Annotated in this window: 15 protein-coding genes and 1 tRNA gene; 10 read left to right on the forward strand and 6 right to left on the reverse strand. The window is 68.0% G+C overall.

From position 1 onward, the window contains the following. The first annotated feature begins 15 nt into the window (after positions 1–15). Positions 16–612, forward strand: coding sequence for a response regulator (locus C1M51_RS14530; protein WP_129450821.1), 597 nt, complete (start codon positions 16–18; stop codon positions 610–612). A 29-nt stretch (positions 613–641) separates the two neighbouring features. Here the strand turns inward: C1M51_RS14530 and C1M51_RS14535 are convergent, their stop codons facing one another. Continuing rightward, the gene (locus C1M51_RS14535; protein ID WP_129450823.1) at positions 642–2,084 is read right to left on the reverse strand and encodes an ATP-binding protein; all 1,443 of its coding nucleotides are present in this window, start codon (positions 2,082–2,084) and stop codon (positions 642–644) included. A gap of 56 nt (positions 2,085–2,140) precedes the next feature. On the opposite strand from C1M51_RS14535, the gene C1M51_RS14540 reads away from it, so the two are divergent. From C1M51_RS14540 to C1M51_RS14560, 5 genes are all read left to right on the forward strand, one after another. Continuing rightward, positions 2,141–5,146: a response regulator gene (locus tag C1M51_RS14540; protein WP_129450825.1), complete on the forward strand. Its 3,006-nt coding sequence runs from the start codon at positions 2,141–2,143 to the stop codon at positions 5,144–5,146. A gap of 42 nt (positions 5,147–5,188) precedes the next feature. Beyond that, positions 5,189–7,453 (forward strand): bifunctional diguanylate cyclase/phosphodiesterase, encoded by a 2,265-nt coding sequence (locus C1M51_RS14545; RefSeq protein ID WP_129450827.1) that lies wholly within the window; start codon positions 5,189–5,191, stop codon positions 7,451–7,453. Positions 7,454–7,524: 71 nt separating this feature from the next. Beyond that, positions 7,525–9,168: a diguanylate cyclase gene (locus C1M51_RS14550; protein WP_242499784.1), complete on the forward strand. Its 1,644-nt coding sequence runs from the start codon at positions 7,525–7,527 to the stop codon at positions 9,166–9,168. A 204-nt stretch (positions 9,169–9,372) separates the two neighbouring features. Then, positions 9,373–9,645, forward strand: coding sequence for a hypothetical protein (locus tag C1M51_RS14555; protein WP_129450829.1), 273 nt, complete (start codon positions 9,373–9,375; stop codon positions 9,643–9,645). 129 nt (positions 9,646–9,774) lie between these two features. Continuing rightward, positions 9,775–10,002, forward strand: a complete 228-nt coding sequence (locus C1M51_RS14560) for a hypothetical protein (RefSeq protein WP_129450831.1) — start codon at positions 9,775–9,777, stop codon at positions 10,000–10,002. 9 nt (positions 10,003–10,011) lie between these two features. Here C1M51_RS14560 and C1M51_RS14565 read toward each other — a convergent pair. After that, a tRNA-Ser gene (locus C1M51_RS14565) sits at positions 10,012–10,101 on the reverse strand. Positions 10,102–10,148: 47 nt separating this feature from the next. Further along, on the reverse strand, positions 10,149–10,970 hold the full coding sequence (locus C1M51_RS14570; RefSeq protein ID WP_129450833.1) for a symmetrical bis(5'-nucleosyl)-tetraphosphatase: 822 nt from the start codon (positions 10,968–10,970) through the stop codon (positions 10,149–10,151). Positions 10,971–11,032: 62 nt separating this feature from the next. Here C1M51_RS14570 and C1M51_RS14575 point away from each other — a divergent pair, with 62 nt between their 5' ends. The 3 genes from C1M51_RS14575 (at position 11,033) to greB (ending at position 13,859) form a co-directional block, all read left to right on the forward strand. Then, entirely contained in the window at positions 11,033–12,352 is a 1,320-nt protein-coding gene (locus tag C1M51_RS14575) for a hemolysin family protein (RefSeq protein ID WP_129450835.1), read from the forward strand. A gap of 111 nt (positions 12,353–12,463) precedes the next feature. Beyond that, complete coding sequence (locus tag C1M51_RS14580; protein WP_129450837.1) at positions 12,464–13,258, forward strand: SDR family NAD(P)-dependent oxidoreductase; 795 nt, start codon at positions 12,464–12,466, stop codon at positions 13,256–13,258. A gap of 40 nt (positions 13,259–13,298) precedes the next feature. Beyond that, entirely contained in the window at positions 13,299–13,859 is a 561-nt protein-coding gene (greB, locus tag C1M51_RS14585) for a transcription elongation factor GreB (RefSeq protein ID WP_129450839.1), read from the forward strand. Between the two features lie 9 nt (positions 13,860–13,868). Here the strand turns inward: greB and C1M51_RS14590 are convergent, their stop codons facing one another. The 3 genes from C1M51_RS14590 to C1M51_RS14600 all read right to left on the reverse strand — a co-directional run bounded on the left by C1M51_RS14590 (position 13,869) and on the right by C1M51_RS14600 (position 18,392). Next, positions 13,869–15,059, reverse strand: coding sequence for a CaiB/BaiF CoA-transferase family protein (locus C1M51_RS14590; RefSeq protein ID WP_165349698.1), 1,191 nt, complete (start codon positions 15,057–15,059; stop codon positions 13,869–13,871). 62 nt (positions 15,060–15,121) lie between these two features. Next, positions 15,122–17,353, reverse strand: coding sequence for a bifunctional (p)ppGpp synthetase/guanosine-3',5'-bis(diphosphate) 3'-pyrophosphohydrolase (locus C1M51_RS14595; RefSeq protein WP_165349762.1), 2,232 nt, complete (start codon positions 17,351–17,353; stop codon positions 15,122–15,124). 139 nt (positions 17,354–17,492) lie between these two features. Continuing rightward, positions 17,493–18,392 carry an MBL fold metallo-hydrolase gene (locus C1M51_RS14600; RefSeq protein WP_129450845.1) on the reverse strand — a complete coding sequence of 300 codons (900 nt, stop codon included), beginning with the start codon at positions 18,390–18,392 and terminating at the stop codon, positions 17,493–17,495. 34 nt (positions 18,393–18,426) lie between these two features. On the opposite strand from C1M51_RS14600, the gene C1M51_RS14605 reads away from it, so the two are divergent. Beyond that, positions 18,427–18,804 (forward strand): ArsR/SmtB family transcription factor, encoded by a 378-nt coding sequence (locus C1M51_RS14605; RefSeq protein ID WP_409072612.1) that lies wholly within the window; start codon positions 18,427–18,429, stop codon positions 18,802–18,804.

The raw sequence follows: 18,804 nt of genomic DNA on the forward strand, positions 1-18,804 counted from the left end.
CAAGGGGAGTCATTCTTGAGCAGCAAGGGCAAGATCCTCGTCGTCGATGACGACAGGCTGGTGCTGGCGACGCTGACGCACGGCCTGTCCGCGGCCGGCTATGCCGTGGTCGACGCCGACAACGGCGACGACGCCATCCTCGAGGCGCGCATGCGCCGGCCGGACCTGGCCCTGCTCGACATCCGCATGGAGGGCAAGAGCGGATTCGACGTGGCCGCCTACCTGCGAGAACACGGCAGCGTGCCCTTCATGTTCCTGTCGGCCTTCTCCGACGCGGCCACGGTGGCGCAGGTGCGGGCCCTGGGCGCGCTGGATCACCTGATCAAGCCGGTCGACATGCGGCAGATCCTGCCGGCGGTCGAGGCGGCGTTCAAGCGAATCCGCGGTGAGGCCGAACCGGTCGCCGAGGTCGGTGCGCCGCGTCCGCGCGATCCGCTGTCCGATCCGGTGGCCATCGCGGTCGGCGTGGTGATGCACCGGCACTCGCTGCCGCGTGCCGTGGCGCTGGAGCGGCTGCGCCGGCTGGCGGCGCATCACGGGCGGGCCCTGGAGGCCGAGTGCGAGCAGCTTCTGGCCGCGGTCGAGCTGTTGTCGGCGCCTGCGGCGCCGTGAACCGAGTGGCCGTCTTGACGTCGATCGTTTCAGGTGGACAGGGTGAAGTAGAAGCGGGCTCCGCGGTCGACCTCGGCTTCCGCCCAGATCTCGCCGCCATGGCGTTGCACGATGCGCCGCACCGACGCCAGGCCGACCCCGGTGCCGGCGAAGTCGCTGCTGCTGTGCAGTCGCTGGAACACGCCGAACAGCCGATCGATGAAGCGCATGTCGAAACCGGCGCCGTTGTCGGCCACGCAAAACGCACTGTGCTCACCCTCGATTACGCGGCCCAGTTCGATCCGGGCAACGTGGCGATGGGCGCTGTATTTCCAGGCGTTGCCCAGCAGGTTCTCGAGCACTACGCGCAACAGGGTCGGATCGCCGGTGACCAGCAGCCCGGGCGCGATGCGGACATCGACGCGGCGTTCGGGCGCCTGGCGCTGCAGATCGTCGATCACATAGCTCGCGAGCTGCGACAGGTCGACCGTCTGGCGCGCCAGAGGCAGTGCGCCGAGTCTCGACAGCGCCAGCAGCGCGTCGATCATGCCGTTCATGCGGGCCGCGGCCCCGAGTACGCGGTCAAGGTGGTCGTTGCCGACGCGATCGAGCAGGCGTCCGTAGTCCTCCTTGACAATCTTCGTGAAGCCCTCGACCACCCGGATCGGTGCGCGCAGATCGTGCGACACCAGCGTGCCGAACGACGCCGCATCCTCGTCCGCAGCCGCCGGCAACGGGCGGGGGGGCGTCAGGAGCGTCGCGCTCCCCTCGTGGCCAGCGAAGCGGCCCGAGGCGTCGAGGCACACGCATGCCTTCAATCGCCAGCGTTGCAACGGTCCGCCGCCAGGCGCAGCGAGCCCGACCTCGATGGCCTGGAAATCGGCTTCCGACTCGAGTGCCTGGCGCAGCCCGGGCATCGACGTCGCGTCGAACAGCTGCCAGAACGCCTGACTGTCGCGGCCGGCGTGCAGCGCATGGTCGGCAGGCAACGCCGTCGCGCGCAGCGCGGTCAGGCGGTGCTGTGCGTCGGTGCGCCACAGCGGACCCTCGATCAGGCCGAGCAGGCGTCGCACGCGGGCGCGCTCGTCGCGCAGGGCTGCGGCGTCTCGCCGCTGGCGCTGTTGCCACGCCAGCAGACCGAGCAGGACGCCCAGTGCCAGCAGCGCGCCGACCAGCAACAGCCCGAAGGCATGCCAGGGCAGACTCTCGGCAGCGTCGAAGGCAGCTCGCGCGTCGACCGGCAGCAGCCACGCGCCGAGTCCGATGCCCGAGGCTTCCGCGATCCGGGACGGTGCACGCCTGAGGTCGTCGTCAATCGAAATCATGTGATCGATTGTAGAAGTCGCATCCGTGAACGATTGCCGCAGCGGGGCGTCGGCGTTGCGATGGCGCGCCGGCACCCGACCGAAGGGACGGTGGCGGCTTTGCGCCCGGCACCGGGCCGCGCCACACTTGCCGACATGCGCACCTGCTCGATCCGCGCCGTCGGCCAACCCGGACGCAAGACGGCCACATCGACACGGCGGGTTCTCGGGTCGGGGGGGGCTCGATGAGCAACGAACATGTCGACTCGCAGTTCGAGCGTGCCGCCGCCGAGGCGCGCGCCGCGGTCGATCGCCGGGTGCTGCGGCCGCTGCGCGATCTGGCGGTGGCGCGCAAGCTGGCGCTGATCGTGTTCCTGTTGGTCGGTGTGGTCGTCGGACTCGTCTATCTCAGCAAGCTCAGTTCCGACATCCTGTCCGGCGTGCGCGCCTATGTGGCCGGGGACGGCCTTTGGGCCAAGGGCAACCGCGACGCGGTGTTCTACCTGGTGCGCTATGCACAGACCCACGAGGAAGCCGATTACCGCCAGTACGCGGCGGCGTTGTCCGTGACGCTGGGGGACCGGCAGGCCCGACTGGAACTGGAGAAGCCCGATTTCGACTACGACGTGGCGTATGCGGGCTTCCTTGCAGGGCGCAACCACCCCGACGACATCGACAGCCTGATCTGGTTGTTCCGGACCTTCCGCAACCTGAGCTACATGGACCGGGTGATCCAGCTCTGGACCCGCGGCGACGAGGAAATGGCGCTGCTGCGCAGCTACGGCGACACAATCCGCACGCAAGTGCTGAACGGCAGCCTGAGCCCTGCGCACGCTGCCCTCCTGGTTGGCGAGATCGAGGTGCTCAATCGCCGCCTCGTGCCGATCGAGGACGCGTTCTCCACCGTGCTGGGGGAGGCCAGCCGCTGGATCGCCCAGCTGTTGTTCGCTCTGATGCTGGTGACGGCCTGCGGTTTGCTCACGCTCGGGCTGGTGGTCGCCGGCTATCTGACGCGGCGCATCAACCGTCAGATCGACGGGCTGCGCGACGGGGCGTTGCGCATGGCGGACGACGACTTCGAGCAACCGGTGGAGATCGTCTCCGACGACGAACTGGGCCGGCTCGCCGCCACCTTCAACAGCATGCAGGCCCGGCTGCGGGAGCATCGCAGTGCCATCGAGGCCAGCGCCGCCGAGTTGCAGCAGGCCACGGCTGCAGCCCAGGCGCTGGCGCTGCAGGCCGAGACGGCGAGCCAGGCGAAGAGCCAGTTCATGGCGACGATGAGCCACGAGATCCGCACGCCGATGAACGGTGTGCTCGGCATGACCGAACTCCTGCTGGGTACGGCGCTCGATTCGCGGCAGCGACGCTTTGCCCAGGCGGTGTACCGCTCCGGCGAGAGCCTGCTCGAGATCATCAACGACATCCTCGATTTCTCGAAGATCGAGGCTGGCAAGCTGGAACTGGCGCCGGCCGACTTCACGCCGCGAGCCCTGGTCGAGGACGTGTTGGAACTGTTGGCGCCTCGGGCTCAGGAGCGCGGGCTGGAGTTGAGCTTCCGGGAGGAGCCCGGCCTGCCGCCGGCGCTGCATGGCGATGCGCTGCGGCTGCGCCAGGTGCTCACGAACCTGGTCGCCAACGCGATCAAGTTCACCGAGCACGGCGAAGTGGTCGTCGAGATGCGGCGGGTCGAGCCGACCGCGACAGAGACGGCCCTGGCCACCGGGGACCGGCTGTGGGTCGAACTGTGCGTGCGAGATACCGGGATCGGCATTCCCCCCGAGGCCTTGTCACGGCTCTTCATCGCCTTCAGCCAGGCCAGCAGCGGCATGGCGCGGCGCTACGGCGGCACCGGTCTGGGGCTGGCGATCTCGCGCCAGCTGGTCGAACTGATGTCCGGATCGATCACGGTCCGCAGCCAGCCGGGGGTGGGCTCGCGGTTCTGCGTTCGGCTGCCCCTGTTGCCGGCCTCCAGCGACGTCGATGTCGACATGCTCGAACTGCATGACATGCCGGCCCTGCGCGTGCTCGTCGTCGACGACAACGAGACCAACCGGACGGTGCTCGAAAACCTGCTCGGGGCCTGGGGCATGGAGGTCGTCGTGGCGAACGACGGCGTGCATGCGCTGGAGCGGCTGTATGCGGAGCGCGATGCCGCGCGCAGCTTCGACATTGCGCTGATCGACATGCAGATGCCGCGACTCGATGGCCTGCAACTGGCCGACCGGATCTCGACCGAGCCGGACTTCGCGGACGTGAAGCTGATCATGCTGTCGTCCGTGAGCTCGCCCGACGACGCCAAGCGGGCGCAAGCCGTGGGCTTCAAGCGCTTCGTCAACAAGCCGGTGCGGAAGGCCGAACTGCGCCAGGCGATCCTCGGCGTGTCGGGTGTTGCCGGCGCCGGCGGCGGTTCGTCGCGCAAGATTGGCGCCCATATCCTGGTGGTCGAGGACAATCCCGTGAACCAGGAAGTGATCGGGCAGATGCTGCGCCACTTCGGTTGCCGCGTGCAGCTCGCCTCGTCGGCGCTCGAAGGGCTGCGTGCCTTGTGTGCCGAGCGCTTCGACCTGATCATGATGGACATCCAGATGCCGGGCATGGACGGGGTCGAGGCGCTCGGTTGGTTCCGCCGAGGGCCTGGCGAGCGCTTCGCCTTCCGCACCCCGCCCACCACGCCGGTGGTCGCGGTGACCGCCAACGCACTGGGGGGTGACCGCGAGCGGTTCCTCGGCCTCGGATTCGACGAATACCTTTCCAAACCCTTCCGGCAAAGCCAGTTGCACACCATGCTGTCACAACGCCTGAACATTCCCGACACCGGGGCAGGAGAGCTGACGCCAGCTCCGGTCGAGCCAGCGGTACCCGGGACTCCGGCGAGCCCCCCTGCCGCGACGGCCGGAGCACTGGATGCCCAGGCTCTGCAGCGGCTGCGCGACCTCGATCCCACCGGGGCGAACCGGCTGCTGGAGCGCGTCGTGCAGGCGTTCGAGACGTCCACGGGGCGTTTGCTGCCGCAGCTCGACGAAGCGCATGCGGCGGGCGACCTCGACGGCGTGAAGCATGTCGCCCATACCCTGAAATCCTCGTCGGCCAGCATCGGGGCGCTCAAGTTGTCCGCCCTGTGTGCCGACATCGAAGGCATGATTCGCAACAACGAGGTGCAGGCCCTGGGGCCGCGCGTCGCGGCGCTGCGCGCCGAGATCGCGTCGGTTCGTGGCAGCCTGCACGCTCTGTTGCTGCCTGCCGCCTGACCCGGATCCACGACCCACGCGCTGTCGATCAAGAATTCGCCCATGGACCTGCGCGCCGATCCCTCTGTCGACGATCCTCTGGAGAGCCCTCGTGTTCTCCTGGTCGACGACGACGAGGTCAACCTGCTGCTGACATCGATCGCGTTGCGCGAGCGAGGCTTCGCCGTCACCGAAGCCACCAGCGGCGAGCGCGCAGTGCAGTTGCTGACCGACTGGTCGCCCGACGTCATCGTGCTCGATGCGCTGATGCCCGGCATGGACGGCTTCACCACCTGCCGGGAGTTGCGCGCCTTGCCCGGCTTCGAGTCGATGCCGGTGCTGATGCTGACCGGACTGGATGACGATGCGTCGATCACCCGTGCCTACGAGGCTGGCGCTACCGACTTTTTCGTGAAATCGACGCAGTGGAGCCTGCTGGCCGGACGGCTGCGTTATCTGCTGCGCTCGTCCCGCACCCGACTGGAGCTCGAGCGCAGCAAATCGAAGCTGGCGCGCGCGCAGGATCTCGCACGCATGGGCAGCTTCGACTGGCGGCGCGATCGGTCCGGGCTGCTGTTCTCGGTCGAGGGCTTGCGCGTCTTCGGTCTGGGCCCGGGGGATCACCTCGGCATGAGATCGCTCATTCGCATGGTCCCCGCCGAGCATCGGCAGGGCTGTCTGTCGCTGTTGCGGGACACGCTGGCCCGAAGCACCGTGCTGGCCACCGATTTCCCGGTGCAACTGATCGACGGGCGCCAGCGCGTGGTCCACGTCGAGGCCGAACCCGAGTTCAACGAACACGGCAACCTGACCGGCTACACCGGCATCGTTCAGGACGTGACCGACCGACGAGTGGCCGAGGACAAGATCCGCCACCTGGCGAACTTCGACGCGTTGACGGGCCTGCCGAACCGGCGCCAGTTGATCTGGCGCGCCGAACGTGCGATGGAACAGGCCAAGCGGCTGAACCATCAGGTGGGGTTGCTGCTGATCGACCTGGATCGTTTCAAGGTCATCAACGACACGCTGGGGCACGGGGCGGGAGACGAACTGCTGATGGAGGTGTCGCGGCGACTGCGGTCCTGCGTGCGGCACTCCGACCAGGTGGTCGAGACGGGGATCGACTCGGTGGGTCTGCGCGCGCATCGTTCCCTGGAGGCGGTCGGTCGTCTCGGCGGTGACGAGTTCGTGGCCTTGCTGCCCGAGGTCGATGCCGACCAGGATGCCGAGCGCGTTGCGCTGCGCATCCTCGAAGTGATGCGCGAGCCCATCTTCGTGGGCGGCCAGGAATGCTTCGTGACGGCGAGCGTCGGTATCGCGCTGTTCCCTCGGGACGGCGCTTCGGTGGCCGACGTGCTGCGCAACGCCGATGTGGCGATGTACTCCGCCAAGGCAGCCGGACGCAACGCGGCATCGCTCTATCGTCCGCATCTGGCCGGCAAGGGCCGCGAGAAGCTCGAGCTCGAGAGTGCGCTGCACAAGGCCATCGAGCGCGAGGAACTGGTGCTGCACTACCAGCCGAAGATCGACGTGCGCACCGCGCGCATGGTCGGTGCCGAGGCGCTGATGCGCTGGAAGCGCAATGGCGTGCTGGTGCCGCCCGGCGATTTCATCCCGCTGGCGGAGGAAACCGGCCTCATCGTGCCGATGAGCGAGTGGGCCATCCGCGAGGCGACCCGGCAGGCGCGCCTGTGGCAGCAGCACCATGGCATCGAAACCTCGATCGCGGTGAACCTGCCGAGCCGGCTGTTCGAGCGCACCGACCTGGTGACCCACATCCAGCAGGCCGCGGCGGCGCATGGCGTCACGCATTCCTGCATCGAGCTCGAGATCACTGAAACCGGCCTGATGAAGGATCTGCAGAACGTGATCCCGGCCTTGCATCGACTCAACGAGATCGGCGTCGAGATCTCCATCGACGACTTCGGCACCGGCTATTCCTCGCTCGCGTACCTGACGACGCTGCCGATCAGCGAGCTGAAGATCGACCGCAGCTTCGTGCGTGACCTCGGCGTCACCTTGCAGAGTTCGGCCGTGGTGACGGCGATCATTGCGCTGGCGCGCTCGCTCGGCATCCGCGTGATTGCGGAGGGCGTGGAGAACCTGCGCCAGATGGAGGTGCTGCACCGCCTGGGCTGCAGCACGATGCAGGGCTTCCTGTTCAGCAAGGCGTTGCCGCCTGAAGAGCTGGAGCAATGGCTGGCGCAGACCATATTGCCTCGCAAGGCCCCGTGGATCGGGCAGGTGGAAGACAACGATGCCACGGCGGAGTCGGTGCCGCGGGCCGATGTGCGCGCCCTGCCGGGCAGTCTGCCTCCGGGCGCCTGAGCTGCGCGATGGGCGTGACCTCGAACCCGGAAGCGTCCGCGGCACGTGCTGCGGAGCCCGCGGCCGCGGAGTTGGCCAAGGCGGCGCTGCGCCGCCTTGCGCTGGAACGCAAGCAACCGACGCCCGAGAATTTCGCGTGGGCCTACCGGACGGAGCGCGGTGACGCACCGGGACCCGCGGCGGGAGTCGCCGCTGCCGTACCGGACAGTGCCGAAGGCGAAGGCGAAGCGTGGGCCGCTTTGATCCAGAGCGCCCTGCGGGGCGTGGAGCGTGGCGGCCGCAACTGGACCGCGGCGCGACGCAAGGACAGTCTGCAGCGGGTACTCGGGGGCAGTCGCAGCGACGCGAAGCGGCTGCAGCAAAGGCTCAAGCAACTCATCGCCAGCTGGGACAGTGATGCGCTGGACGAGGCGCCGAGCGATCTGGCACCTTTCGACGCGGCAGCACCTGTGGTCGACGTCGGGCCGATGGTCGTTGCAGAGGCTTCGCCGGCGCCCGTCTCGACGGCTTGGTCGCGCGTTGCCGTCGAACTCGGTGCGACCGTTCAGGCGGCCTTGCCGTCGAGTGAGGCGCGCAGCCGCGAGGTGGCCGAGCGGCTTGCGCAGCTGCAGGCGCGCGTTGCTGCCGACGGCCCCGATGGGGTTGTCGAAGACGTCGCGCAGGCTTGCGCCGAGGCTCAACGGGTGTTGCAGCATCGCCAGCACCTGATGAACCAACTGGGGGGGCTGTGCCAGGAACTCACCGAAGGTCTGGCCGACCTGTCCGAGGACGATTCCTGGGTCAAAGGGCAGTGCGAGGTGATGCGCAGTCAGCTGTTCGAGGGCGACGGTGGTCTGACGGCACGGGGCGTGCGATCGGTCAGCCAGCTGCTGCTCGGTACGCGCGAGCGCCAGCAGGAACTGCGCGCGGCCCGCAAGGCGGCCCGGGATGCCTTGAAGGACTCGATCCACGAGATGCTCGACGAGATCGCCTCGCTGGGGGCACAGACCGGGCGTTTCTCGTCGCAGCTGGACGGGTACGCCGACGAGATCGACCGGGCCGAATCTCTGGAGAGCCTGGCCGGGACGGTGCGACAGATGGTGGCTGAAAGCCGGGCGGTGCACGAAGGGGTCAGCCAGGCGCAGGCCAAGCTGGCGCTGGAGCACAGCCGATCGACCGCGATGCAGGCGCGGGTGGTCGAGCTGGAGGACGAGATCCGCCGGCTGTCGGACGAAGTGTCCACGGATCCCTTGACGCAGGTTGCCAACCGCCGCGGCCTGCAGCAGGCTTTCGAGACGGAGCAGGCCAAGAATCAGCGGGCTGCACAGGGTGAGGGCACGACGCTCGCCGTGGCGCTGATCGACATCGACAATTTCAAGAGGCTCAACGATCGGCTGGGCCATGCGAGCGGCGATGCTGCACTGCAGTTCCTGACCCACCGCGTGACGCAGGCGCTGCGTCCCGGCGACACACTTGCGCGCTACGGTGGCGAGGAGTTCGTGGTGCTGCTGCCGGGCACGGCGCTCGACGAGGCGCAACGCGTGCTCACCCGAGTGCAGCGTACGCTCAGCGCCGAGCTGTTCATGAGCGATGAGCAGGGGCAGGTGTTCGTGACCTTCTCGGCCGGCGTCAGCCTCTACCGGCCCGGCGAACGGCTCGAGCAATCCCTGGAGCGCGCCGACGAGGCGCTGTACGAGGCCAAGCACAGCGGCAAGAACCGCACCTGCACTGCCTGATCGGCTGCCTGCGGCGCTCCTTGCGCGGCCGGGCGGGGCCCGCGGCGGACACCCCTAGTTCGTTCGGACGCCCTGTCCTGCCGAGGCTGACAATCCAGCGTTGTGGTCGTGTCGATGGCCGCCCCGATGCCGGCCCAGCCTCCGTCGAGACGCTCCCGGCGCGTGCCCCGCGTGCCGACCCTGCAGACTTTCCGTGATCCGAGAATGAGTGGCTTCGAACAACGCGCGCACGAGTTGCTGACCACGCTCCTGGCGGGGCGGCACTTGCTGCCGGACATGCGTCTGGCGATCGAGCAGGCCATCGTGATGCAGATGCGCGACGGGTTCACGCCGTCCATGGAGTCCGAACTGCGCCACTTCATCGACCGTTGTGCCGAACCGGTGCCTCCTGGGTCAGCCGAGCCGCCCGTTGGGCCTCGGGTCGATGAAGATGATCGATCGACGAGCGTCGATGTCCATTGGACGACGCTGCGCTAGGTAGCTGCCAGGGGCGGCATCGTTGCAGCCGGCGAATATGGCCTATAACCATTCATTGAAGAAGGGAATTACCGCGCCCCCACCATAGATGTAACCTCATGTACGCGATTTCGCATGACGAGGTTCGCCATGGCAACTTTCGATTTCGGGGCCAAGTCTCGGCATTTCACTCTGCATCCACCCAAAACTCGGACGGATCGGAGCGTCGTCGACTTCCGCCCTGTTCAGCAGGACGACACCCAGGCCGACGATCACTGGTTGCATTCGTCGTTTGATCTGCGTCGTGGGCTGGACGTGAGCGAGGAAGAAATCGAGACCCTGCCCGGCGAACTGCAGGACGCGTTCACCAAGCGCTGAAAGGCGCGTTGGCGGAAGCGGTGGGATTCGAACCCACGGAAGAGTCACCCCTTCGGCAGTTTTCAAGACTGCTGCCTTCAACCGCTCGGCCACGCTTCCAACGGTCTGAATTCTAAGTTCGACAGCGGCGCGGTTGCCGCGGCTGATCAGCCAGGCTGCTGCGCCGTTTCGCAGTCGACCTGGATCATTTCCCGCCGTCCTCCGTCGATACGTACCGCGGTGAGCGCGCCGCCCCAGACGCAGCCGGTGTCGATGGCCAGCAGGTCAGGGCGATTCAAGAGGCCGAGTGTCGACCAATGGCCGAAGGCGATCGGTTGTCCGTGCGTCTGGCGGTCGGGTGCCTCGAACCACGGGTAGAGCCCGTCCGGCGCCTTGTCCGCGGCCTCCTTCACCTTGAAGTCCAGCGTGCCACGGGCATCGACGAAGCGCACGCGCGTGAGCACGTTGATCGCGAAGCGCCACCGGTCGACGCCGTCGAGACCGGCTTTCCATCGAGACGGCTCGTTGCCGTACATCACCTGCAGGAAGTCAGCCCATCGCGGACCGCCGAGTTCCGCCTCCACTTCGGCGGCCAGTTGCAGCGTCAGCGCCCGGTCCCACTGCGGCGCCACGCCAGCATGCACCATCAGCCAGCCCTCCGCGTGTACCGCGAGCGGTCGACTGCGGACCCAATCGATCAGCGTATCGCGGTCCGCAGACTCGAGGATCGGCGTCAGCGTGTCGCTGCGATGGGGGCGGCGCACGCCCCGGGCCACCGCCAGCAGGTGCAGGTCGTGGTTGCCGAGCAGGCAGGTGGCCGAGTTGCCCAGCGCAACCAGGCGGCGCAGCACGTCGAGCGACCGCGGACCGCGGTTGACCAGGTCGCCGAGCGCGTACAGGCGATCGCGCGAGGGCGAGAAGCCGATCTTGGCGAGTAAATGGTCGAGGGCGTCGCAACAGCCCTGGAGGTCGCCGACGAGATAGATCATGGGTCGATTCTGCTACGCTCGTATTTCACCGACTCGTGACGCCGCCCGGCGCGGCGCACTGAATGGACGTCTTCCTCCTGGTTTGCCTGATCCTTCTCAACGGCCTGTTCGCGATGTCGGAGATGTCGCTGGCCGCGAGCCGCAAGGCGCGCCTGCAGGTGATGGTGGAAACCGGAGACGCCGGTGCCAAGGCGGCGATGGAGTTGCATGACAACCCGACGAGCTTCCTGTCGACGGTGCAGATCGGCATCACCTCGATCGGCATCCTGAACGGCATCGTGGGCGAGGCCGCCTTCTCGCAGCCGTTGGCCGCGTGGCTCAAGGAAGGCTTCGACATTGCGCCGCGGGCCGCCGACATCGGCTCGCTCGCCCTGGTGGTGGTGATCATCACCTTCCTGACGATCATCTTCGGCGAACTGGTGCCCAAGCGGGTCGGCCAGCTCTATCCCGAAGCCGTCGCGCGCCTGGTCTCGCGGCCGATGCGCGGCCTGTCCTTCGTCGCCAGGCCCTTCGTCAAGCTGCTGGCCGGCAGCACGGGCGCGATCCTCGGCCTGCTGGGTATCCGCGACACGCAGAGCCGGGGCGTGACGGAGGAGGAGATCGCGGCCAGCCTGGAGGAGGGCTTCGATGCCGGGGTCATCGAGGCCCAGGAACACCAGATGGTGCGCAATGTCTTCCGGCTCGACGAGCGGCAGATCGGCTCGATGATGATCCCGCGCGGCGAGATCGCCTGGCTCGACAGCACGACCCCCATCGCCGACGCACTGGCGGTGATCGCGGCCCACGAACACTCCCGCTACCCGGTGTGCCGGGGAGGACTGGACGAGGTGCTCGGCGTCGTCGGGACGCAGCACTTGCTGCAGCAGGTCACCAGCGGCAAGCCGCTGTCGTTGACCGAAGGCCTGCAGCCGCCGGTGTTCGTGCCCGAGACGCTCACCGGCATGGAACTGCTCGAGCAGTTCCGCGGATCGACCACGCAGATGGTGTTCGTCGTCGACGAGTACGGCGAAGTCCAGGGGGTGATCACGCTGCGCGACGTGCTGGAGGCCATCACCGGCGAGTTCACCACACCCACCGCCGACGATGCCTGGGCGGTGCAGCGCGACGACGGCTCGTGGTTGATCGACGGCTTGATCCCGGTCCCCGAACTCAAGGACCGGCTCGGCCTGAAGGAACTGCCCGACGAGGACCGCGGCCGCTACAACACCCTCGCCGGCATGACGATGCTGTTGCTCGGGCGCCTGCCGCAGACAGCCGACGTGGTCGAGTGGGCCGGTTGGCGCTTCGAGGTGGTCGACCTCGACGGCAAGCGGGTCGACAAGGTGCTGGTCAACCGACTGGGCGCTACCGATGCCGCGTCGCTGACCAGCGCCGAATCCTGACCTCGGCGCCGAGGTTGGCGCGACGAAGACCTTGGCATCGAGCAGGTCGGCGCGTTCCTGCAAGACTGCGCGCATCCGCTCATCGAGCGTCACTCTTCAGGAAAGCTCAACGTGGATCTTCAACTGACAGGCAAGCAGGCTCTCGTGTCCGGCAGCACGGCCGGCATCGGCTATTCGATCGCCGAGGCGCTGGCACGCGAGGGCGCGCGCGTGATCGTCAATGGCCGTACCGAGGCGGCCGTCGAACGCGCCGTTGCGCAACTGCGCGCGGCATCGGGGCCGAATGCCGCCGAAGGCTTTGCGGGCGACCTCAGCACCGCGGCGGCGGCCGAGGCGCTCGTGCGCCGCTTTCCGGATGTCGAGATTCTCGTCAACAACCTCGGCATCTTCGAGCCCAAGCCCTTCGAGGAGATCCCCGACACGGACTGGCAGCGCTTCTTCGATGTCAACGTACTCAGCGGCGTGCGTCTGGCGCGGCTCTACCTGCCGGCGATGCGGCAACGCAACTGGGGGCGGGTGATCTTCATCTCGAGCGAGAGCGCGCTGCAGATCCCGTCGGAGATGATCCACTACGGCATGACCAAGACCGCGCAACTGGCGGTGTCGCGAGGCCTCGCCGAGGCGGTGGCCGGGACGGGCATCACGGTCAACAGCGTGCTGCCCGGGCCCACGCGTTCGCGCGGTGTCGTCGACTTCGTCGACGCGCTGGCCCAGGCCGAAGGCAAGTCGGCCGAGGTCGTCGAGCAGGAGTTCTTCCTCAAGATGCGGCCCACTTCCCTGATCCGCCGCTTCGCCACGACCGAGGAAGTGGCCTCGCTGGTCGCCTATGTCGCCAGCCCCCTCGCGTCAGCCACCACCGGTGCGGCGCTGCGGGTGGACGGCGGCGTGCTCCGCTCGGCCGTCTGAGCCTGCGGATCGGGCTGTTCCCGCGCGCGACAATGAAGGCATGAGCAAGGCCTTCACGAAGGAAAGCGACGCGCCTGGCGAGGACGACGAGCTCGAGCTGCCGGCCTTGCCGGCCGGCAGCAAGAACTACATCACGCCGACGGGCTTCGCCCGCTTGCGGGCCGAGTTGATGCAACTGCTCGACGACGAGCGTCCCAAGGTCGTCGAGACCGTGTCCTGGGCCGCGAAGAACGGCGACCGCTCCGAGAACGGCGACTACCTCTACGGCAAGAAGCGGCTGCGCGAGATCGACCGCCGCATCCGCTTCCTGACGAAGCGACTCGAGATCGCCGAGGTGGCCGACCCCAGCGTGCATCAAGGCAGCGACCAGGTCTTCTTCGGCGCGACCGTCACGTACGCGGTCTCCGACGGCGTCGAGCGCACGATCACGATCAAGGGCATCGACGAGGCCGACAACCTGCGGGCCGAGGTGAGCTGGATCTCGCCGGTGGCGCGGGCACTGTTGAAGGCGCGTGTGGGCGACGAGGTCACGCTGCTCACGCCGCAGGGGCCGCAGACGATCGAGGTGATCGAGGTGCGCTACCCGTCCCGGCCGGCCTGAACGGCGGCGTCAACCGACGACCTTGCGCGCGCGCAGCGCGGCGATTGCCGCTTCGTCGTGGCCCAGTTCGCGCAGCACCGCATCGCTGTGTTCGCCGACCCGGGGCGCACGGCGATGCACCGCGCCCGGCGTGGCCGACAGCCGCGGCACGATGCCGGGCACCGCGATCGTGCCGCCGGCGAGCGCAGGGATGCGCTCGATGTTGCCGCGTGCCTGATAGTGCGCGTCGTTCGCCAGGTCGGCGATGGTGTAGAGGCGGCTGGCCGGCACGTCGGCGGCGGCCATCGCGGCCAGCACCGCGTCGAGCGTTCGCTGTGAGGTCCATGCGCCGATCGCGGCGTCCAGTTCGCCGGCGCGCGCGGCGCGACCGTCATTGCGCGCCAAGGCCGGATCGTCGGCCAGATCCGGGCGGCCGATCGCGGCCATCAAGCGACGGAAGATGCTGTCGCCGTTGCCGGCCACCAGCACGAAGCGGCCATCGCCACAGGGGTAGGCATTCGACGGTGCGATGCCGGGCAGCGCGCCGCCGGCTGGCTGCCGCACCTCGCCGAACGCGTCGTACTCGGGCAGCAGGCTCTCGGTCAGGTTGAACATGGCCTCGTAGAGCGCGAGGTCGATCATCTGCCCGGTGCCGCCGCGTGCATCGCGACCGTACAGCGCCAGCAGCACGCCCATCGCACCATGCAGCCCGGCCACGGTGTCGCCGAGCGACACGCCGGCCCGCACCGGAGCGCGGCCCGGCTCGGCATTCAGGTGGCGCAGGCCGGCGAAGGCCTCGCCCACCGCCGCGAAGCCCGGCTCGCCCGCCCGCGGCCCGGTCTGGCCGAAGCCCGACAGGCGCAGCATGATCAGCCGTGGATTCAGCGCATGCAGCGCCTCCCAGCCCAGGCCCCAGGCCTCCAGCGTGCCCGGTCGGAAGTTCTCGACCAGCACGTCCGCGTCGGCCAGCAGCTCGCGCACCAGCACCTGGCCTTCAGGCTGGCGCAGGTCGATCGCGACCGATTCCTTGTTGCGCGACTGCGCATCCCACCACACCGAGTTGCCCTCGCGCAGCTTGCGCCACTTGCGCAGCGGATCGCCGCTGCCCGGCGGCTCGATCTTGATGACCCGTGCGCCGAAATCGGCCAGGGTCTTGGCCGCGAAGGGGCCGGCGATCAGTTGGCCGAGTTCGACCACCTTGATGCCTTCGAGGATCTGCATCGTTTGCTCCCGTTCGTGCGACGCGCGCATTCTGCCCACCCGCGCGGGCGCCGGCCGCGGATTCAGGGCTTGACGCGCGCCACGCGCAATACCGACGGCGAACGCTTCAGTGCCCGCAGGGTGTCGGCCAGGTGCAGCCGGTCACGCACCGCAAGCAGCAGGCGCAGCTCGGTCGTCTCGGTGGCGCGTTCATCGCCCATGTCGATGTGCACGATGTCGGCCTCGGCGCCGCTCACCGCCGTGGCGATCTGCGCCAGCACGCCCTTGCCGTTGTGGACCAGCACCGTCACCGCTGTCTCGAAGCTGCGCTGCGGAGCCTCGGACCACTCCACCGTGATCCACGGTTCGCTGTCGCGCCCGAACAGTCGCTTGGCGGTGCTGCACTCGCCGGTGTGCACCATCAGACCTTCGCCGCGTCCCAGGTAGCCGACGATCGAGTCACCGGGTACCGGCCGACAGCATTCGGCCAACTGCACGGTCGCGCCTTCGCTGCCATCGATGACCACGGTGCCTTGAGAGGGTGCGCCGTCATCGGCACCGTAGCGGCCCATCGTCAGGGTCAGCGCATCGGGCCGCGCGCCGCGCTCGGCCAGCAGCGCGGCCATGCGCTTGGCGACGATGGTCGGGATCTTCTTGCCCAGGCCGATCTCGGTCAGCAGCTCGTCGCGCTTCTTGGTGCCGCTCCAGCGCAGCAGGGACTGCCACAGCGCACCGTCGGTGCCGGCCGAGGTCTCGTCGCCGGCAGGCAGGGACAGGCCTTCGGCGCGGATCGCTTGCGCCAGCAGCTTCTGCCCGAGTTGCAGGGACTCCTCGGCCTCCATGTTCTTCAGGTAGTGCCGGATGCGCGAGCGCGCGCGGCCGGTGCGCACGAAGTTCAGCCAGGCCGGGTTGGGGCGGGCGCCCGGTGCGGTGACGATCTCGATCGCGTCGCCGCTGCGCAGCGCGGTGCGCAGCGGCGCGGGCTCGCCGTTGATCTTGGCGGCGATGCAGTGGTCACCGACATCGCTGTGGATCGCATAGGCGAAGTCCACCGGTGTGGCGCCCTTCGGCAGCGCGAGGATCTTGCTCTTCGGGGTGAAGACGTAGACCGAGTCGGGGAACAGGTCGATCTTGACGTGCTCCAGGAACTCGGCCGAGTCGCGAGTCTCGTCCTGGATGTCGAGCAGCGACTGCAGCCACATCGCGCCGATGTTCTGGGCGTCGGCGCTGCCTCGGGTCTTGTACATCCAGTGCGCCGCGATGCCCTTCTCGGCCACCATGTGCATCGGCGCCGTGCGGATCTGGAACTCGACCGAGGTACCGAGCGGGCTGACCAGCGTGGTGTGCAGCGACTGGTAACCGTTGGCCTTGGGGATCGCGATGTAGTCCTTGAAGCGGCCCGGCACCGGCTTGTAGAGCTGGTGCAGCACACCCAGCGCCAGGTAGCACTCGGGCAGCGTGTTGACGACGATGCGGAAGCCGAAGATGTCGCTGACCTGGGCGAAGCTCAGGCGCTTCTCGTCCATCTTGTTGTAGATGGAGAAGATGGTTTTCTCGCGGCCCGACACCTGCACCGCGAGCTTGGCCTCCTTGAAGGCTTTCACCACATCGCGCTGCACGCGCTCGACGATGTCGCGCCGGTTGCCCCGGGCTCGCAGCACCGCCTTGCTGAGTGCGGCATGGCGCCACGGGCGCAGCTGCTGGAACGACAGCTCCTGCAGCTGCCGATAGGTCTCGTTCAGGCCCAGCCGATGGGCAATCGGTGCGTAGATCTCGATCGTCTCGCGCGCGATGCGTTCGCGCTTGACCGGCAGCATTGCATCGATCGTGCGCATGTTGTGCAGCCGGTCGGCCAGCTTCACCAGGATCACGCGCACATCGCGCGCCATCGCCAGCAGCATCTTGCGGAAGCTCTCGGCCTGCGATTCTTCTCGGGTGCTGAACTGCAGCTTGTCGAGCTTGGTGAGACCGTCGACCAGGTCGGCCGTCGGCGCGCCGAAGCGCTCGATCAGCTCGGCCTTGCCGATGCCGCAGTCTTCCATCGCGTCGTGCATCAGCGCGGCCATGATGGCCTGTGCGTCGAGCTTCCAATCGGCACACAGGCCGGCGACCGCGATCGGGTGCGTGATGTAGGGCTCGCCGCTGGCGCGGAACTGGCCGAGGTGGGCCTCGTCGGCAAACTTGTAGGCCTCGCGCACGCGCTTGATGTCGGCCGCGTCGAGGTAGGACAGCTTGTGCGTCAGCGCGGCAAAGGACGCCGCCTCGGCATCGCTGGTGGCCGCGTCCTGCTCGGCCACGGCACTGCCGCCGAGCATGAACGACGGCAACGCCTGACTCAGCTTTTTGCGGACGGCAAGTACGGCACGAGAGGGCATGGGCTCATGGTAGCGCGCTCGCCGCACCGGACTGCAGCGAACGCGGAACGACCCTGTCGAACGGCGGGCGCCGTCCGGATCAGCGCGGGTTCGGCCCGCGCGCGTGCTTCGTTGCCAGCACGTTGAGCGGGATCTTCAGATAACTGACCCCGTCGCTTTCTGCCGGCGGGAGCTGTCCGGCACGCACGTTGACCTGCAGCGAGGGCAGGATCAGCGCGGGCACCTCGAGTTGCGCGTCGCGCGCCGTGCGCATGGCCACGAACTCGGCCTCGCCGATGCCATCGTGGACGTGGATGTTGCGGGCGCGTTGATCGGCGACCGTCGTCTCCCATCGCGGCGGGCGGTTCGGCGGCGGATAGTCGTGGCAGACGTACATCACGGTGTCCGGCGGCAGATCGAGCAGGCGGCGCATGGAGCGGTAGAGCTGGTGTGCGTCACCGCCGGGAAAGTCGGCTCGGGCGCTGCCCACGTCGGGCATGAACAGCGTGTCGCCCACGAACACCTGGCCGTCGACGAGGTAGGCCATGTCGGCCGGGGTATGGCCGGGAACGAGCAGGGCCGTGGCTTCCACCTCGCCGATCCGGAACGTCTCGCCGTCACGGAACAGGTGGTCGAACTGACTGCCGTCGGGCAGGAAGCTGCGCTCGAGGTTGTAGATCTTCTTGAAGACAGCCTGCACCGCGCGGATGTTCTCGCCGATGGCGATGCGCCCGCCGACACGCCCCTGCAGATAGCGGGCCGCGGACAGGTGGTCCGCATGGGCATGGGTCTCGAGGATCCAGTCCACCTGCAACTGCTGTTCAGCCAGGCAGGCCAGCACCGCATCGGCCGAGCCGGTGCTGGTGCGGCCCGCCTTGAACTCGAAATCCAGCAGGGGGTCGATCACCGCGGCGCGGCGGGTCGCCGTGTCCCACACGACGTAGGTGACCGTGCCGGTCAGGGGATCGTAGAAGGCGCGGGTCGCGGTTCGCTTGCTCATGGGCGGGCCTTGTTTCAGGGGTTCAGATGTTCTGTTGATTTATAGTATATTTATTTATATATTGATATCAAGTCCAATTCTGGAGCGCTTCGTGAAGTCCACCCCCACTGCCATCGACCCCGGCGCGCTGCGCGGTGCCGCTGAGCGCGCCGTCGGGGCCCTCAAGCTGCTGGCGAACGAGGACCGGCTGCTGCTGCTGTGCCAGCTGTCGCAGGGCGAGCGCTGCGTCAGCGAACTCGAGGAGCAATTGGCCATCCGCCAGCCGACGCTGTCGCAACAACTCGGCGTCCTGCGCGCCGAGGGCGTGGTCAGCACGCGGCGGCAAGGCAAGCACATCTTCTACAGCGTCGCGGATCCCGCGATGCTCGAGCTCCTGGCGGTGCTCTACCGCCTCTACTGTCCCGAGGAATGA

The organism is Methylibium sp. Pch-M (assembly GCF_004136295.1).
Lineage (GTDB): Bacteria > Pseudomonadota > Gammaproteobacteria > Burkholderiales > Burkholderiaceae_C > Methylibium > Methylibium petroleiphilum.

Coding starts and splice junctions, on each gene's coding strand:
- C1M51_RS14540 (WP_129450825.1), top strand. CDS start 2,141: ATGAGCAACGAACATGTCGACTCGCAGTTCGAGCGTGCCGCCGCCGAG.
- C1M51_RS14545 (WP_129450827.1), top strand. CDS start 5,189: ATGGACCTGCGCGCCGATCCCTCTGTCGACGATCCTCTGGAGAGCCCT.
- C1M51_RS14555 (WP_129450829.1), top strand. CDS start 9,373: ATGAGTGGCTTCGAACAACGCGCGCACGAGTTGCTGACCACGCTCCTG.
- C1M51_RS14560 (WP_129450831.1), top strand. CDS start 9,775: ATGGCAACTTTCGATTTCGGGGCCAAGTCTCGGCATTTCACTCTGCAT.
- C1M51_RS14570 (WP_129450833.1), bottom strand. CDS start 10,970: ATGATCTATCTCGTCGGCGACCTCCAGGGCTGTTGCGACGCCCTCGAC.
- C1M51_RS14575 (WP_129450835.1), top strand. CDS start 11,033: ATGGACGTCTTCCTCCTGGTTTGCCTGATCCTTCTCAACGGCCTGTTC.
- greB (WP_129450839.1), top strand. CDS start 13,299: ATGAGCAAGGCCTTCACGAAGGAAAGCGACGCGCCTGGCGAGGACGAC.
- C1M51_RS14590 (WP_165349698.1), bottom strand. CDS start 15,059: ATGCAGATCCTCGAAGGCATCAAGGTGGTCGAACTCGGCCAACTGATC.
- C1M51_RS14595 (WP_165349762.1), bottom strand. CDS start 17,353: ATGCTCGGCGGCAGTGCCGTGGCCGAGCAGGACGCGGCCACCAGCGAT.
- C1M51_RS14600 (WP_129450845.1), bottom strand. CDS start 18,392: ATGAGCAAGCGAACCGCGACCCGCGCCTTCTACGATCCCCTGACCGGC.